Below are 14043 nucleotides of genomic sequence, written 5' to 3' on the forward strand. Positions count from 1 at the left end.
GCATTTTCAGCGGCCAGCTCATTTTCCCGTTCGGAAGACGTTTTCTGCTGCTGTAATTTGCTGCGCCAGGTATATAGCTGAGACTCGTAAAGGCTGAGTTCCCGGGCGGCAGCGGCAACGCCGATGCGCTCCGCAAGCTTCAGGGCTTCGCTGCGGAATTCAGGCGAATGCTGTTTACGTGGTTTCTTACTTACGGTTGCTGATTTAGTCATGTGAGATACCTCTGTCTGGGAGTTTACTCACTTAGTCGCGTGTCCACTATTCGCGGGTAGGATCAATTAACTCAAACCGGTCGCGTAATCGGGATTAATAAAGCGGTCAGCGAATGGTCATCTTTACCCGTAAAAGGTACGGAAAAAGGAGCTTACCTGAAAAAGGTAACATTACCCGAATCAGGTAAGAAAAGTTTACCCGAATCAGGTAACGCCTATTACCCGAATCAGGTAAACACAAAAGACAAACATACAAAAGACAATAAAGACAATATTAATAACCCCCCTAAATCCCCCCGGGCGGTTTCGTTCGATGCGTTAGCTGTTCAGTTGCCTGACTGGCTTTCTGCAGAAATCTGGTCGTCATGGGTGGCATATCGTCGCGACCTGAAAAAGCCGATCAAGTCTCAGCAGACGGTCACCCAGGCTATCAACCTGCTGGACCGCTGCAGACTGAACGGTTACGCGCCCGAAGAAATTATCAACCGCAGCATCGCCAATGGCTGGCAAGGCCTGTTTGAGCCAAATGGTGCCAAGCCACAACCAAGTCAACAGGTGCGAGTTGCCGAAAATTTCGCAGGGAAGGATTACGGGCAGACTGAAATCCCATCATGGGCGAGGGACTGATCATGGAACTGGAAGAAAAAATCACTGCCATTGAGCGGATGCTTGATCAGCTGAGCAAGCCACCGGAAGACATCCCGAATTGCGAGGTGGTTATCGAGCGCGTCTGTTGCGAAAAGCATGGCGAGTATGAGCAGCGCAAGCGGATCCTGACCAGCAGCATCATCAATCTGCCATCACCGCCGACACGCTGCCCGGGCTGCCTGGAAGACGAACTGAATTTTCTGAGGGATGAAAAGGTTCGCTGGGATAAGCGAGTTCGCCAGCAAACTGCAGAAAGGCTGCTTCGCCAGCTGGACATACCAGAGCGATTCTCCACGTGCACTCTGGACAGCTACAAGCCTGTTGGGAAGGATTCTGAGCGAGCATTACGGGTCTGCCAGGCCTACGCATCGAAATGGACTGATCGCCTACAGCAGGGCGGTGGGTTGGTTATGTGTGGCAAGCCTGGCACCGGTAAAAACCACCTTGCGCTGGCCATTGCCCGCCATGTGATTGAGCACCACCAAAGCTCTGTCATTTTCACGACGGCGCTGAAGATTGCCCGGGAGTTTAAATCGACCTGGTCAAAAACAGCCACGCGCACTGAGGATGATGTGATCCGCTACTTCACGAAGCCAGACCTTCTCATTGTCGATGAGGTTGGTGTGCAGTTTGGCAGCGAAGCCGAGAAGATGATCATGTTTGAAATCATCAATACCCGCTACGAGCGCCTGAAGCCGACGATCCTGATCAGCAACCTGCCGAAGGATGAGTTGACGCAGTTTATCGGAGAGCGCGTCATCGACCGCATGAACGACGGCGGCGGCTGCACAATTTCGTTTACCTGGGGCAGCTATCGGGAGAACCGGTCATGACAGGCAAAGACGCAATTCTGAACTACCTGAAAACGCATAAAACCTGCAGCTCTCCAGATGTCGCCGCGGCTTCCGGGATGACGCATACCTGCATCAACCAGGCTGCAAATATCCTGGCAAAGCAGGGGGTACTGGTAGCTGAAGCTCGGGTGTGGCGGACGGTTTACTACCGGCTGGCCACTGAGGAAGAAATTGCAGGCAGAAAGAGCACCAATCAGATTTTCAACGAGTGTCGGCAAAGCCCGGCGATGAAGCGGGTACTGGCTGTTTACGGGAGGGCGCAGGCATGAAATTTATCAAATTAAGCCAAAGGGGAACGGTAGAGCGCCAGGGCAAATATGGCTGGGAGCCTGAAACAGTCTACGAGCCTGTATTTGTTGCCGCAGGTCACATCGTCAGCATGTTTTTCGCTGGCGTGACAATTCTGAAAATGACCTCCGGAGAACGCATTGACGTGAAAGAGACCCCGGAAGAAATCATCGCCATGCTTACCGAAGGAGCCTCCAAATGACAATCACACTACAGGCAGTAAACGAGCTCATCGCCTCCCTGGAGAGCGCAGGCGAGCTGTCGATCAGAGAGCAGAAGTTCCTGAAGCTGGCGAAAGAGTTTCGCATTTGCAGCGCTTCACTGGATGCCGCCATAAAAACCGGGAATATGCTGGCAGACCAAAATGCTCAGCTGGCTGCGGAGAATGTGGCGCTGAAGGACATCAACGCATGGTGCAAAACGGATGCATTCAAAAACATGTACCGGGAGTTTAAAACAGCAGAGGCGCTTGGATGCTCTGATTCGGATTGCATGCATGATGCAATGCTTGTCGCAATTATGCATGCGCCTGCAACCCCCGCCACCGATCGCATCGTAGCCGGGATTAAGGCTGATGGGGTGGAGGAGTTTGCGGCAAAACTTCGAATTCCTGGTGATGACCAGTTTTTTGACGCTTTGGCGAAAGGGGTTGCACTTGCTGCTGACGCCTTCGCCAAGCAACTGCGCGAGGGGGCCAAATGAGCAAGGTAAACCACAGCATCGCCGCAAAGCCAATTAATAAAGAAATGATTGAAACCTACCTTCATTTTGACGGTTTGGATTTTTACTGGAAGGAAAGACCGCTTCACATGTTCAAAAGTGAGGCATCTTGCATTTCATGGAATAAACGATTTGCTGGCAAAAAGGCAAGCCACACATCCTGTAAAGGCTATCAGGAAATACGCTTGCTTGGGTCAGTATATAAAGCGCATCGCTTTGTCTGGTGCATGCATAACGGCGACATACCCAAGGAAATGTCTATTGATCATATCAACCATGACCGATCTGACAACCGTATAGAAAACCTCCGTTTAGTCACTCAGGCTGAAAATAAGAGAAACGCAACAGTCAGAAAAGACAACTCTTCGCATGCAGTGGGAGTTCATTTCAGAAGGGACATTCGGAAGTGGACCGCATACATCTTCGATGGGGAAAAGAAAAAGCATTTAGGCACCTTTCTAGAAAGGAAAGACGCAGAGTCAGCGAGGCTTAATGCAGAAAAACAACTTGGGTTTCATCCCAATCATGGGAAAGCTAAATGCGAGGCTCATTATGACAACTGATATCACCGAACTGGCGCAGAGCCTGAAAGCGGCAGCAGGGAAAGCGACTCCGGGTAACTGGAGGGCATTTCAATATCACGATGGTCGCTGTGGGGTTGGCGGAGGAAATCACGATGAAATTATGGTTTGTGAACACATAAGTAAAAAGCGACCACATGACGCTTTATTCATCGCTATGGCTAACCCTACCAACGTCACCGCGCTGGTAGAGGCGCTGGAGAAGGCGCAGCGCGCCAACGGACACCTTCGCGAGCAGTCTGCTGAGTGGGAACGAAAGGCTATCAGCAACTTTGAGGAGTGCGCGAAGTTGAGTCAGCGAGTTGAAGAACTGGAGTCCCGCACCGTCACTGTAGAAAACCTGCAGGAGAGCGCCTACAGAGCTGGCTTAACTGCTGGCTGGAATCTTGGGCTGGCTAATAACAACGACGGTTTCAATAAATGCCTGGCTGCTCATGCCGCTGGCATCAAGGTGGAGGATGAGTGATGTTCAAAATCGAAAGTTCCGAACAACGCCTCAAGCGGGTTCTCACAGAAAACGCCGGTAAATTCACCATCGACGAAGACGGCGGAATCCATACCAACTGGCAGCATCCCGAAGTACAGGCAACTATGCGCAGGCACTTTGAGGCGCTCAGCAAAATTAAGGTGGACCGGAAATGAGCGAATTTTCACGAGAAACACTACTCAACATTATCGAGACTGACCATGTGCAATGCGGTGAGGCTTCGGCATTGGCCCGCATGGCGCTGGCCGCAATGGACGGCGAGTCTTGGTGTTTGCCTCTCGACTACTTACAGGGACACAAAGACGGTCTGGAGTGGGCCGCTCGACTGGCAGAAGCCAATCACCCTGAAACCGGAGACTGGTTTTACGATGACCCTATCGAACTGGCAAAAGCCATTCGCAAAGGTCCAGATATGCCGCCAGCGCAGCCGGTAGCGGACAGCGAGCCGGTGATTGTTGTTGGCGATGATGGAGGGGATGCGCTTTCTTATCGCCGCCTTATCCAGTCCTTTGAGCCTGGCACTAAGCTCTATCGCCACGCGCAGACAGCGCCGGCAGTGCCTGGTAAATGGATTCCGGTAAGCGAGCGGATGCCGGAAGACCGCAAGCAGGTAATCCTATGGGATGCTGAAATTGGAGAAGTAACAAGCGGTCACTACAGTCATAAAAAACATACTTTTTATCATTGCGGCGATGCCATCGAGAACGAGATAACCCACTGGATGCCGACGCCAGCCGCCCCGCAGGAGGTGATACATGGCTGAGTTACGCGCAGGTTGTCAGGCGATGATTATTGGTGGCTTCTACCGTACCAATGACGGGAAGGCTGTACTGGTTGCAGGCTTTGTGCCGAATGGCTCCCGGTTTACCTGGAATGGAGAGGTGTACGCCGAGCCGGTGCCTATGGGAGATGCATGGTTGGTATCAGGCGACTTGGTGGCGCGAGATGGCTCTACTGGAGAGGCGAAAAGGATGGATTTCGCGCTGATGCCAGCAAAATACCTGATGCCAATAGACGGCGACGACTTCAGCAATGAAGACCAGCGCCAGAAGGAGCGGGAGCATGCCTAAATCCCCCGCAGAACGTAAATCCTCCAGTTGAAATCAAACCCCTCTCCTGAGGGGTTTATCGTATATGCTCATTTTGCTTTTATCCCCGGGAAGGGCGATAATTACCTCGTCAGCCTGAGCAACTGACACGATTATCCGGCGCCAAGTGGGGACACATGGCGCACAAAACCTTACAGCAATCCCTGTCACCGATGGCGAAGGCCACCGGCGATCTTCTGCATTCAGCGTTTGACCTCTGCGGAGGTGAAGCGTGAAGCAACAATTCTGCCTTATCAACGACAATGTTAAGCGTAACGTCGTCAACTTCATCCAGTCTCTGCCCGTCGACCACCGATCGCCGCTGATTATCGAGGCGCGCGAAGAAAGCCGCACCGACAAACAGAATCGCCTTATGTGGCCACTTTTGAAAGACCTGAGCGATCAGGTGATCTGGCACGGCGAAAAGCTGGAGCCTGAGGAGTGGAAAGACCTCATCACTGTGCTGGTCAGCCAGATGCAAAACCCGGAGCGTGAACAGAAATCCGCCCCGGGCATCAATGGCGGCCGTGTCTACTTCGGCGTTCGTACCTCTCAATCCAGCAAGCGCTACATGGTCGAGGTGATCGAGGCGATCTACTGGTTCGGCACCGAGCACAATGTGAAGTTCAGCGAGAAGTCCAGCAGTCGGATTGCATGGGCCCATGAGTGGAGGGCTTCGCATGCACAGTCTGCTCGCTAAGGTCATGGATCGCGGCATCTTCCGCGTGCCTGCGCGCCGCAAGCGCAAGGTAGAAGTTAAGCCTTCCGATATCCCAACCCTGAAAGACTACACCGCTCGCCTGGTCGATAAGAAGTGGCTACGCCTGAGAGCAAGGAGGCCACATGCGTAAACCAGCACGCCGTAAATGCGCCCACTGCCGCGAATGGTTCCATCCTGCCCGGGAAGGGCAGGTGGTATGCAGTTTTGAATGCGCCAGCGCGATCGGCAAAAAACAGACAGCAAAAGCTCGGGAAGCAGCGAAGGCCAGGGCGGTGAAGCGCCGGCGCGAATCCGAGAAAGAGGGGCGCCAGCGTCGCCGAGCTAAGCGTGAGTCATTCAAGACAAAGGCCCAGTGGGATAAAGAGGCTCAGTCTGCCTTTAACCGGTACATTCGCATTCGTGACGAAGGTAAGTCCTGCGTCAGCTGCGGAAGCCCGCTTATCGGCAAGAGCAACTACCTGACCGGCAGCGCCATTGATGCCAGCCATTACCGTTCCCGCGGTGCAGCGTCTCACCTGAAGTTCAACGTGTTCAATGTCCACTCCGCCTGCACCCGCTGCAACCGACAGTTGAGCGGCAACGCCGTTGAGTACCGCATTCACCTGATTGAACGTATTGGCCTGGACCGCGTAGAGCTCCTTGAGGCTGATAACGAGCCGCGGCGGTTCGATATTCCCTACCTGCAGCGCATCAAATCCATATTCACCCGCAGAGCCCGCGCGCTGGAGAAGCGCCGCGCCCGCCATCAGGAGGCCGCATGAGCCGTGACGTTATCGAACGCATCCGCGACCGCTGGCAAAAGCTCCGCCTCCTGCGTGGTCGCGGCACCGTACTGGTTGACTACCGCATACTGAGAAATTTCGTTCGCATCTATCAGACCCTGGGAGAGACAGCATGATTAATACCCAATACCTCCAGTACGTTCGCCAGCAGCTGATAGTGGCCACCGCCGATCTGAGCGGTGCGACGAAAGGGCAACTGGTGGCGTTCGCAGAAAACGCGCAATTCACTGCTACGGCGCGCAGCCGGGGAAGGAAAAAGGTATATAGCGAGGTGAAGCAAAAAATGGTTAACCCGGACGGCCCGCCGATGAGTGGCAGCCAGTCACGTGCTAAGGGTTCATCAATCGCTCTCGTTCTTCCCGTTGAGTATTCGACGGCAAGTTGGCGCCGGGCTCTGCTGTCGCTGGAAGAGCATCAGAAAGCCTGGCTGCTGTGGAATTACAGCGACAATATCCGCTGGGAGCACCAGGAGACGATCACCCGGTGGGCATGGGAGCAATTCAGCGAGAAGCTGGCCGGCGCGCGCATTGCAAAGAAAACAGTCGATCGCCTTCGTCAACTTATCTGGCTGGCCGCTCAAAATACAAAGCAGGAAATAACCGGTAGAGGGCATCACTACTCTCCCGCCGCGATGGTGGGGATAAAGCCAGATAACTGGTGCCACAATTATTCAGATTACTGGCAGGTCATGATGGGCATCTACCAGGAACTTGATAGTCAGGCGTTACTCTCTGTTTCTCGATCACGTTCACAACAAAAAGCGACTTTTTCGCAGCAGGGTCTTGCAAAAGTCAATTAAATGCGTCATATTTGAGTCTACTTTGATATGCTGCCTTAACTTTAAGTGGCGGCATGATGAACAAAAAGCCCTGGCGGAAGCGTCGGGGCTTTGTCGTTTCAGGGTCAGAAGCACAGCGGTTGTGCGTTCGGCTGTTAACCGAATGGTCGAAGGTTCGAATCCTTCCTGTCCCGCCAGATAATGGCCTGACCTGATGACGGGCTCATAATCCAATCCATCAGGGCGTTGTTGGCGCAACGCAACAGGCCGCCATATCCCTCTACCTTGGGACCATTACGGCTACCGCGCCGTCACTTTTACCCTTGGTATTTCTTCCCGCCTTGAGCGGGTTTTTTTATTGAGCATGCCCAGGCCCTCGGGAATCATCCCCGACGTGCTTTGTTGATAAATCAGCCCGCAGGGTCTGGGCCTCTTTTCCCCTTTACGCACAGCGCCATCCGTCATTAACGGAGGTGAGGCTTATGCGAATGCCCTACAAACAAGATTTCATCGCCGCTCTGCTGGCAGCTAAGGAGCAGGGTATCGGCGCAATACTGGCTTTCATCATGGCGTATTTGCGGGGCCGCTATAACGGTGGCGCTATGGCGAAAACGCTGATCGATGCGGTCATGTGCGCGATGATCGCCTGGTTCGTCCGTGACCTTCTCGACTTCATTGGCCTGAGCAGCAATCTCGCTTACATAGCCAGTGTCTTCATTGGCTATATCGGTACTGACTCAATCGGCAACCTGATTAAGAAGGTCGCCGCCAGAAAAGCAGGGGCTGATGATGCTGGAACTCAATAAGCAGCGCAGGGCATTTCTGGATATGCTCGCCTGGTCAGAGGGTACTGACAAGCCGGGTCAGCCGACAAAGAACCATGGCTATGACGTAATTGTCGGCGGATCGCTATTCAGCAATTACGCCGACCATCCCCGCAAGCTGGTGAGCCTGCCTAAGCTGGGTATCAAATCAACAGCAGCAGGGCGCTACCAGCTTCTCGCCAAATGGTGGGACGCATACCGTAAACAACTTGGACTGAAAGACTTCTCCCCGGCTTCACAGGACCAGGTGGCACTGCAGCAAATCAAAGAACGTGGTGCGCTACCGCTCATCGATAACGGGCAGATTCGGCAAGCTATCGATCGTTGCAGCAATATCTGGGCGTCATTGCCCGGGGCAGGCTATGGCCAGTTTGAGCATAAGGCCGATAACCTGATCGCAAAATTCAAATCCGCTGGCGGCGTTGTAGCCGAAGTACAACCATGAACCGGCTAATCGCAGTTATCAGCGCCATTGTGATCTGCCTGATAGTCAGCCTCGGCTGGCTGGCCAGTCACTACCACGACAATGCCACCGAGTACAAAAGGCAGCGCGATAAAGTGACTGAGCAACTCAGCCTGGCGAAAGACACCATCGCTGACATGCAGACCCGCCAGAGAGACGTCGCAGAGATCGATGCCAAATACACGAAGGAATTAGCCGATGAAAAAGCTAAAAATGATGCTCTGCAGCGCAAGCTTGATAATGGTGGTCGGGTGCTCGTCAAAGGCAAGTGTCCAGTGTCAGCCGCAACCCAAACCGCCGGCGCCGCCAGCATGGGCGATGATGCCACCGTCGAACTCTCTGCAGTTGCTGGACGAAACGTTCTCGGTATCCGATCCGGAATCATCAGCGACCAAACATCCCTGAGGGCTGCGCAGGAATACATCACCACGCAGTGCCTGAAGTAAGGCATTACAGAGCCACTTCCAGAGGTGGCTCAATAATGTCACAACGAGGTGAGTCATATGCGCACTACTGGAATCCTAATGGCGGAAATTACGCTTCGCCCATACATGAAGCCGCTGCTCATCCTTTCAGTGCTTTTGCGCTGGGGCTGGCTCACTAAGAAGTGTATCCGGATTGGCCCTGTGATTGGCAAGCAGGAGTAATTATAAAGTTCTGCAAATGGTGCATTAAAAGCGCCATTGACAGAGTTTTATGTAAGTTTCTAGGGTAATGGTTGTCGCTATTCCCCGGTAATATATTTCAGAATCCAGCAGGAAATTCTGATATGGATAAAAGGTTGATTAATCATTACATCGTGAATATCTATCCGGTGTCAGATGGCTCACAGTCCCTCTGTATATCCATTACCACCCCCGTTAAGCCAATAATTGAACATGGGTTCATTCATTGTCACTTTGACGACGATGGAGTGGATAAGCGAGAAGGATTCAGCCTCAAAGAAATCTCTCGTTACACCATCATCACGGTAATGAAGGAATAGATAAATGGCAAATCTCACCGACAAACAAGAGTCAGTTGACTGGTCAAAAGTTCATGTCCGGATGAGAGAGTGGCAGGAAGATCTTGATAAAAATATGACCAACGAAAAATTCATTGATTTGTATATTGGGAGATTCTCTCCTCAACCTTCAATGAAACAGGATGAGCGCTTAAGAAAGTAATTTAGGGTAGGCCAACCAGCCTAGAGGATTGTTCTGCATGACTGAAAATGACAATCGCAGACCATACCCTCCCGTCAACTTTACTGGCGAAAACTGGCTGCCATATACCCGTCTGATCCCTGCTACCGAAATCGGAGAATGGGTAAATCAGAACATCCTCTCCGAAGAGGGCCGAATCCATAACCCTGACCATGCACACTTGGTCGATGCTGATGTCGCGTTCATGTGGGCCTCTGGCTCATTCTCCAAAAGCGGCCGCATTGTGCTGGGTCAGTGTGAGCAGGTAATGATGCTCGCCGGCGGCTGGCAGAAATCCCGCATGGAACAGCAGATGCATGAATGGTTCGGTCGCATACCGAAGTTCATCATCACCCTGGCTGCTGACTACTGTGAGCAATGCAACGATCTGGAGTTCTGCGCACTGGTTGAGCATGAGCTTTACCACATCGCCCAGGCTACCGATGACTATGGCGCGCCGAAATTCAACAAAGAGACCGGTATGCCGGTGCTCAAACTTCGCGGCCACGACGTCGAGGAATTCGTCGGAGTTGTCCGGCGTTACGGCGCCAGCAAAGACGTGCAGGAAATGGTGGATGCGGCGAACAGGCCGGCGGAGGTTGCTCATATCGATGTTGCCAGAGCTTGCGGGACGTGCATGCTGAAACTGGCTTAATTCTGGAATGCTTTGGAAGGATGGTGATTCATGGCTGCACTAAAACCGGAAGTTAAAGCCGCCATCGTTCAAATGCTTGCGTGCTATGACACGCTGTCGATTGTGGTCGACGCCATCCAAAAAGATTACGGGATAAAAGTCACCCCTCAGCAAGTTGAATCGCACGATCCGACGAAGGTCAGCGGCAAGGGTCTGGCTAAAAAGTGGGTAGACCTCTTCAACCATACCCGCGACCGTTTTCTCAACGAAATTTCCGATATCCCTATCGCCAACAAGGCCTACCGTCTGCGCGTACTGCAGCGAATGTCGACGACTGCCGAAGGTATGAAGAACCTCGGCATGACAGCTCAGTTACTGGAACAGGCGGCAAAAGAGGTTGGAGACGCCTACAGCAACAAGCAAAAGGTCGAGCTGACCGGCAAAGACGGCGGCCCGCTGAATCAGGTGACGTACACCGCTGAAGACTATGCGAAGGCCCAGCAGAAGCTGGAGGGAAGGTTAGAAGGGCTGGACTGATATGAGCGGAATTATCGAATGGGATGATCTGTCATTCCCGGAGCGCGTGATCATCCGTTCAAAGTCCACGAAGTCATTCCTGAACTTCACCCGAATATGGTTCGAGTTGATTCAGGGTGATCGGCTGCTGGTTAACTGGCATCACCGCCTGATGGCTTCGAAAATTGATGATCTGCTTGCCGGGCGCCTTGTCCCGCGAAACCTGATTATCAACATCCCGCCAGGCGGTACGAAAACTGAGTTCTTCTCCATTCACTTCCCGGCGTATGTCAACGCCCTGGTGCAGGAGAAGCGGCTTAAACGCTTTCGTAACCTGAATATCTCTTTTGCTGACACGCTGGTAAAGCGTAACAGCCGGCGCACCCGCGACATTATCGCCAGCCGTGAATATCAGGAGTTCTGGCCCTGCTCGTTTGGTGTCAACCAGGCGGAAGAGTGGGAGATAAAGGACGAACGAGGGCGCTCTATAGGGCAGACGGTATCGCGCTCAAGCAACGGGCAAATCACCGGTGGTCGTGGTGGCTACTACGGACCAGAGTTCTCCGGCATGGTGATGCTGGACGACTACAACAAGCCGGTGGACATGCTAAGCGAGTCCCGACGCAAAAGCGCTAATACGCTGCTGGTAAACACCATTCGCTCACGCCGCGGCGATAAGTCGAAAGAGCACCCGACGCCATTTGTAAGCATTCAGCAGCGTCTGCACACCGACGACGCAACGGGCTTCATGCTTGCCGGCGGAATGGGGGTGCCGTTTCACCATGTCGCCATACCGGCCATGATCGACGAGAAGTACATCCAGTCGCTCGATGAGCCATGGCGTTCGCTTTGCTGGGAAACGGTCAAAGATACCGACTCTGTGGTCGTTGGTGGCGTTCGCTACTGGTCCTACTGGCCGCAGATGGAAGACGTTAACGACCTCCTGCAGCTGTGGGAAAAGGATCGCTATACCTTCCTGTCGCAATACCAGCAAAACCCGATGGCGCTGACTGGCGGGATCATCGATACCAGCTGGTTCAGAACGTACACCACGCTGCCGAAACTTACGCACCGCGCCGTGTACGTCGATACGAACAGCGGGAAGGTAGAGGACTGGCTGGATTACACCGTGTTTACGTTGGCTGGCATGGGTGTGGACGGGAATCTGTACATCATCGATGTCGTCCGCGGTCGATGGGACCCGGAGGACCTCCTGAAGAAAGCGGAAGAGGTTTGGGAAAAATGGCGCCTGTCCGGGTCCATGCGGGTTATGCCGCTTCGCCATATGGCCATTGAAGAGAAACAGGCCGGTCAGGGCCTCATCACCACCCTGAAAAAGCGCAGCCAGACGCCCGGCCAACTCGCTATCCCGGTAAGGGAAATTCCCCGTGGAACCGGGCAGAACAAGCTTGTTCGCTGCCTTAACGTTATTCCGCAAATCAAAACCGGGAAAGTCTTTGTCCCCGCAACGCACACCGACGACGGCCAGAAGCTATCCAGCATCTTCTACGAAGACGGAACGATCGCAGGCTCAACCGACTGGGTGCTGACGGCGATGACGGAATGCGCAGCTTTCTCCGCTGATGACAGTCACGACAACGACGACATCCTTGATACCTGGATGGACGCAATCGACGACAACCTGATTTCCGGCCCGCAGCCGATGGTTATCGACCCGAATCAACTCAGGAGAATTTAAGTGTGGTGGTTTAAAAAGAAAGAAGTCGCCGCGCCTGAGCCGGCTAAAGAACCTGAAGCGCCGAAAGTCGGGATTAGGCCGGAAGCTGTGGCCGACGTCCGCGCAGCGCCGAGAAGAGAGTTTCAGCGCTACGAACCTCCGAAAGGCGTGATCCCTGAAGCCATCAAAAGCGCCATTCTGGCAATGGACTCCACGCCTTACGATGCCCTCAATGCTGCGTATGGCGGTTACGGCTACGGCGACTTCGAGAGCTTCCCTGGCTATCCGTACCTGGCCACGCTGGCGCAAAAGCCTGAATATCGCAAGATGGTTGGCACCATCGCGGAAGAAATGACCCGCAAATGGATAAAGCTCAAAACCGTCGGCGATGAAGACAAAGCGGATCGGGTAAAGAAACTCGAAGAGGCCATGAAGCGGTTTAAGGTGCGTGAGCGCTTTAAAGAGGCTGCAGAGCATGATGGCTACTTCGGTGGAGGTCAGATTTACATCGACGTTCGTTCGCCGCGGGGAATCTCCGCATGGATGGACGACAATGAGCTGCAATCGAAACTCTTCATGAGCGACAAGAAGATCACGAAAGGCAGCCTCCAGGGTTTCCGGGTAATAGAGCCTATCTGGACCTACCCTGGGATTTATAACTCCGACAACCCGCTGAGCCCGGATTTCTACAAGCCGACGCAGTGGTTTGTCATGGGGCGGACCGTACATGCAAGCCGCATGATTGACTTCGTTTCTCGGCAGGTGCCTGACCTGCTGAAGGCATCGTATAACTTTCGCGGCCTGTCTCTCTCGCAGATCGCCGAGCCTTACGTGAATAACTGGCTACGCACCCGCGACAGCGTCAGCGATATGATTCACTCGTTCTCTGTTCCGGTAATCGGAACAAATATGAGCACTATCCTACAGGGCGGTGCGGCAGATGGCCTTCTGGCAAGGCTTGATGTCTTTAACCGATGCCGCGATAACCGTGGCGCATTCGCAAAAGACAACAACCCTACCCAGCCAGAAACGGTTGAGTTCGTTAACGCTCCGCTTAACGGTCTGGATGCCCTGCAGGCCCAATCTCAGGAGCACATGTCAGCAGTATCAAGCATTCCGCTGGTCAAACTATTGGGCATTACGCCCAACGGTCTCAATGCATCGTCTGACGGCGAAATCCGCGTTTTCTACGACTACATTCACGCTCTGCAGCAGTCTGTTTTTAAAGACAACCTGAAGCGTGTGATGGATATCATTCAGCTCTCTGAGTTTGGCGACATTGACGATGGCATAACCTTCGACTTTGAGCCCTTGTACGAAATGAGCGCTAAAGAGCGGGCGGAAATTCGCAAAGTAGACGCTGACACTGACGCTGTCTATGTGGCCGCCAGCGTGCTCTCTGGCAACGAAGTCCGCGAAAAAATCGCCGGTGACCCGGATTCGCCCTATCACTCTCTGGACCTGAATGATGACCTCGAAATCGAAGACGACTACGACGAAGAGGAAGAAACAGACCCTGACGATAAGGGCGGTTCATCCTAACGCTGGCGTCGAAGCATGGTACCGCCGACAGCTTGATAAGCAG

Annotated in this window: 23 protein-coding genes, 1 tRNA gene and 1 pseudogene; 24 read left to right on the plus strand and 1 reads right to left on the minus strand. The window is 53.4% G+C overall.

What is annotated here, in order from left to right; translation table 11 throughout:
• A partial coding sequence (locus HMPREF1024_RS19165) for an IS3 family transposase (RefSeq protein WP_009307997.1) occupies positions 1-212 on the minus strand: 212 nt, incomplete at its 3' end.
• A 66-nt stretch (positions 213-278) separates the two neighbouring features.
• On the opposite strand from HMPREF1024_RS19165, the pseudogene HMPREF1024_RS0125960 reads away from it, so the two are divergent.
• The 24 genes and pseudogenes from HMPREF1024_RS0125960 to HMPREF1024_RS19060 form a co-directional block, all read left to right on the plus strand.
• Positions 279-839: pseudogene (locus HMPREF1024_RS0125960) on the plus strand (replication protein); the annotation flags it as partial.
• Positions 824-1693 carry an ATP-binding protein gene (locus HMPREF1024_RS19160; protein ID WP_032451340.1) on the plus strand — a complete coding sequence of 290 codons (870 nt, stop codon included), beginning with the start codon at positions 824-826 and terminating at the stop codon, positions 1691-1693. The pseudogene HMPREF1024_RS0125960 and the gene HMPREF1024_RS19160, both read left to right, overlap by 16 nt.
• Positions 1690-1983 carry a protein ren gene (locus HMPREF1024_RS19155; RefSeq protein WP_009307999.1) on the plus strand — a complete coding sequence of 98 codons (294 nt, stop codon included), beginning with the start codon at positions 1690-1692 and terminating at the stop codon, positions 1981-1983. The genes HMPREF1024_RS19160 and HMPREF1024_RS19155 overlap by 4 nt, the downstream gene beginning before the upstream one ends.
• The gene (locus HMPREF1024_RS19150) at positions 1980-2204 is read left to right on the plus strand and encodes a hypothetical protein (protein WP_004191580.1); all 225 of its coding nucleotides are present in this window, start codon (positions 1980-1982) and stop codon (positions 2202-2204) included. The genes HMPREF1024_RS19155 and HMPREF1024_RS19150 overlap by 4 nt, the downstream gene beginning before the upstream one ends.
• Positions 2201-2704: a hypothetical protein gene (locus tag HMPREF1024_RS19145; RefSeq protein WP_009308000.1), complete on the plus strand. Its 504-nt coding sequence runs from the start codon at positions 2201-2203 to the stop codon at positions 2702-2704. The genes HMPREF1024_RS19150 and HMPREF1024_RS19145 overlap by 4 nt, the downstream gene beginning before the upstream one ends.
• Positions 2701-3285, plus strand: coding sequence for an HNH endonuclease signature motif containing protein (locus tag HMPREF1024_RS0125965; RefSeq protein ID WP_009308001.1), 585 nt, complete (start codon positions 2701-2703; stop codon positions 3283-3285). The genes HMPREF1024_RS19145 and HMPREF1024_RS0125965 overlap by 4 nt, the downstream gene beginning before the upstream one ends.
• Positions 3275-3769, plus strand: coding sequence for an ead/Ea22-like family protein (locus HMPREF1024_RS31705; RefSeq protein ID WP_009308002.1), 495 nt, complete (start codon positions 3275-3277; stop codon positions 3767-3769). Before HMPREF1024_RS0125965 ends, HMPREF1024_RS31705 begins: the two co-directional genes overlap by 11 nt.
• A complete protein-coding gene (locus HMPREF1024_RS31185) occupies positions 3769-3945 on the plus strand; it encodes a hypothetical protein (RefSeq protein WP_009308003.1) in 177 nt (58 codons plus the stop codon). Before HMPREF1024_RS31705 ends, HMPREF1024_RS31185 begins: the two co-directional genes overlap by 1 nt.
• Positions 3942-4553 carry a DUF551 domain-containing protein gene (locus tag HMPREF1024_RS30005; RefSeq protein WP_009308004.1) on the plus strand — a complete coding sequence of 204 codons (612 nt, stop codon included), beginning with the start codon at positions 3942-3944 and terminating at the stop codon, positions 4551-4553. Before HMPREF1024_RS31185 ends, HMPREF1024_RS30005 begins: the two co-directional genes overlap by 4 nt.
• Positions 4546-4860 (plus strand): hypothetical protein, encoded by a 315-nt coding sequence (locus tag HMPREF1024_RS19135; protein WP_009308005.1) that lies wholly within the window; start codon positions 4546-4548, stop codon positions 4858-4860. The genes HMPREF1024_RS30005 and HMPREF1024_RS19135 overlap by 8 nt, the downstream gene beginning before the upstream one ends.
• 250 nt (positions 4861-5110) lie before the next feature.
• The gene (locus HMPREF1024_RS19130; RefSeq protein ID WP_004196822.1) at positions 5111-5578 is read left to right on the plus strand and encodes a recombination protein NinB; all 468 of its coding nucleotides are present in this window, start codon (positions 5111-5113) and stop codon (positions 5576-5578) included.
• Positions 5559-5729 carry a NinE family protein gene (locus HMPREF1024_RS28460; protein ID WP_004196828.1) on the plus strand — a complete coding sequence of 57 codons (171 nt, stop codon included), beginning with the start codon at positions 5559-5561 and terminating at the stop codon, positions 5727-5729. The genes HMPREF1024_RS19130 and HMPREF1024_RS28460 overlap by 20 nt, the downstream gene beginning before the upstream one ends.
• Positions 5722-6360 (plus strand): recombination protein NinG, encoded by a 639-nt coding sequence (locus HMPREF1024_RS19120; RefSeq protein WP_009308006.1) that lies wholly within the window; start codon positions 5722-5724, stop codon positions 6358-6360. The genes HMPREF1024_RS28460 and HMPREF1024_RS19120 overlap by 8 nt, the downstream gene beginning before the upstream one ends.
• Positions 6357-6497, plus strand: coding sequence for a YlcG family protein (locus HMPREF1024_RS30530; RefSeq protein WP_009308007.1), 141 nt, complete (start codon positions 6357-6359; stop codon positions 6495-6497). The genes HMPREF1024_RS19120 and HMPREF1024_RS30530 overlap by 4 nt, the downstream gene beginning before the upstream one ends.
• Positions 6497-7180, plus strand: a complete 684-nt coding sequence (locus tag HMPREF1024_RS19110; RefSeq protein ID WP_032451358.1) for a bacteriophage antitermination protein Q — start codon at positions 6497-6499, stop codon at positions 7178-7180. Before HMPREF1024_RS30530 ends, HMPREF1024_RS19110 begins: the two co-directional genes overlap by 1 nt.
• A gap of 101 nt (positions 7181-7281) precedes the next feature.
• Positions 7282-7356: transfer RNA gene (locus HMPREF1024_RS19105), tRNA-Asn, on the plus strand.
• A 285-nt stretch (positions 7357-7641) separates the two neighbouring features.
• Complete coding sequence (locus HMPREF1024_RS19100) at positions 7642-7965, plus strand: phage holin, lambda family (protein ID WP_009308009.1); 324 nt, start codon at positions 7642-7644, stop codon at positions 7963-7965.
• Positions 7949-8428, plus strand: a complete 480-nt coding sequence (locus HMPREF1024_RS19095; protein ID WP_009308011.1) for a glycoside hydrolase family protein — start codon at positions 7949-7951, stop codon at positions 8426-8428. The genes HMPREF1024_RS19100 and HMPREF1024_RS19095 overlap by 17 nt, the downstream gene beginning before the upstream one ends.
• Positions 8425-8892 carry a lysis protein gene (locus tag HMPREF1024_RS19090; RefSeq protein ID WP_009308012.1) on the plus strand — a complete coding sequence of 156 codons (468 nt, stop codon included), beginning with the start codon at positions 8425-8427 and terminating at the stop codon, positions 8890-8892. The genes HMPREF1024_RS19095 and HMPREF1024_RS19090 overlap by 4 nt, the downstream gene beginning before the upstream one ends.
• 543 nt (positions 8893-9435) lie before the next feature.
• Entirely contained in the window at positions 9436-9612 is a 177-nt protein-coding gene (locus HMPREF1024_RS31190) for a hypothetical protein (RefSeq protein WP_009308019.1), read from the plus strand.
• Between the two features lie 37 nt (positions 9613-9649).
• Positions 9650-10285 carry a putative metallopeptidase gene (locus tag HMPREF1024_RS19075; protein WP_009308021.1) on the plus strand — a complete coding sequence of 212 codons (636 nt, stop codon included), beginning with the start codon at positions 9650-9652 and terminating at the stop codon, positions 10283-10285.
• A gap of 30 nt (positions 10286-10315) precedes the next feature.
• Entirely contained in the window at positions 10316-10801 is a 486-nt protein-coding gene (locus tag HMPREF1024_RS19070; RefSeq protein ID WP_009308024.1) for a DUF2280 domain-containing protein, read from the plus strand.
• Position 10802: 1 nt separating this feature from the next.
• The gene (terL, locus tag HMPREF1024_RS19065; protein ID WP_009308026.1) at positions 10803-12479 is read left to right on the plus strand and encodes a phage terminase large subunit; all 1677 of its coding nucleotides are present in this window, start codon (positions 10803-10805) and stop codon (positions 12477-12479) included.
• Positions 12480-14000 carry a DUF1073 domain-containing protein gene (locus HMPREF1024_RS19060; RefSeq protein WP_009308028.1) on the plus strand — a complete coding sequence of 507 codons (1521 nt, stop codon included), beginning with the start codon at positions 12480-12482 and terminating at the stop codon, positions 13998-14000.
• The last annotated feature ends 43 nt before the right edge of the window (positions 14001-14043 follow it).

Source organism: Klebsiella sp. 4_1_44FAA, from assembly GCF_000238715.1.
Lineage (GTDB): Bacteria > Pseudomonadota > Gammaproteobacteria > Enterobacterales > Enterobacteriaceae > Klebsiella > Klebsiella pneumoniae.